The sequence below is a fragment of the Fulvivirga kasyanovii genome, from assembly GCF_009711405.1.
GTDB classification, from domain to species: Bacteria; Bacteroidota; Bacteroidia; order Cytophagales; family Cyclobacteriaceae; genus Fulvivirga; species Fulvivirga kasyanovii.
In genome coordinates this window covers 1-1609 of sequence record NZ_SMLW01000180.1, presented here as the reverse complement: position 1 = coordinate 1609, position 1609 = coordinate 1, and the positions used below count along the sequence as shown (strand labels likewise).

Annotated in this window: 1 protein-coding gene; it reads left to right on the top strand. The window is 54.4% G+C overall.

What is annotated here, in order from left to right:
* Positions 1 to 1609, top strand: a 1609-nt coding sequence (locus E1163_RS00635; RefSeq protein WP_155168592.1) for a fibronectin type III domain-containing protein, incomplete at both ends; no start/stop codon positions are given.

Below are 1609 nucleotides of genomic sequence, written 5' to 3'. Positions count from 1 at the left end.
CCTGGTGGGTGTGGAAGTACAGCCGGACAACACCCTGCTCAAAACCGGGGGCTGGGGCGCCGATAATGGTGGTGCCGCCTCTGCGGAAGTACTGGCGGCAGGCGCTGACGGCTGGGCAGAATTCACCGTCTACCCCACTAACCACGAGCGCTATTTCGGGCTGACTGAAAACAATGCAGATGCTACCAGGATCATGGACTATGCGATCAAGATCAGCAGCACCAACACCATTGTGATCCAGGAAAACGGCACCTCCCGTGCCGGCTACGGTGATCTGGAGCCCGGAGAAGTATTGAGGGTGGAGCGTACCGGCACTACCATAGAATATAAAAGGGGCGGCAGTACCTTCCATATATCACAGGTGCCCTCAACCACCTCGCTGAGGGTTGATGCATGTATTTACCATAACAATGGAGATATCCCAAACGGCACCCTCAACTTTGGTACAGCTACGGTAGAAGCACCCAATGCCCCAACAGCCCTGCAAAGCACCACAGTGACATCAAACAGTGCAGGCCTGCAATGGACGGATAATTCCGGCGATGAAACCGGTTTTATAGTAGAACGGCAAACCGGCACCGGGGCCTACGAACAGATTGCCGACCTGCCGGCCAATACCACCTCCTATACCGATGGTACCGTAACGGCCCCTGCCAGCTACACCTACCGGGTGTACGCCTACAACGCCGGGGGCAACTCCCCAAAAAGCAATACGGTGACAGTGACCACTGAAGGCACTCCGGAGGAAAGCCTGCCCGTTACCTGGGCCAACCTGGTGGGCGTAGAAGTGCAGGCCGATAACTCACTGGTAAAAACCGCAGGCTGGGGCATCGACAATGGGGGTGCTACTTCTGAAGAAGTACTCCCGCCGGGTACCGATGGCTGGGCAGGGTTTACCGCCTATGCCACCAACCATGAGCGTTACTTCGGGCTTACAGAAAACAATACGGACGCAACAAAAAATATTGATTATGCCTTTAAGATCAGCAGCACCAATGGATTGGTAATAAGCGAACAAGGGGAAAACGTACTGGGGATCGGGCATGTTAAAGACGGGGACATACTGCGAATAGAAAGGACGGGCAACACTATTTTGTATATCAGGAACGACACGATCTACCATACTTCAGGCACACCCTCCACGGGCCCGCTGATGGTAGACGTGAGCATATACCATAGCTCCGGGGAGATCAAAGGGGCAGTTACCTCGTTCGTGGCCGTGCCACCCCCTACTGATGTCAAGGCCGTGACCACGGATTTTGACAAGAACCTGATCACCTGGGAAACCCTGGACCCGGAGGTAAGCTATGAGATAGAGAGATCGCTAAGTGAAACCGGTGGCTTTGCCAGAGTGGCTACCACCGTGCGCGGGGCGCACGAGTACAAAGACAGCCAACTCGCCGATGGTACTACCTACTACTATCGCGTAAGGGCCACTAACGGGCAGGAATATTCAGGTTACAGTGCCGTAGTATCGTCCACAACCAAAACTGTGGTGACCCCCGAAAATACCCTGGAGCAAACCCCTCAATACAATGGCAACATATCGGCCATCAAGTGGAAAGCCCATGGGGACGCAGAAGAAAAGCTGTACACCTACAGCTACGAT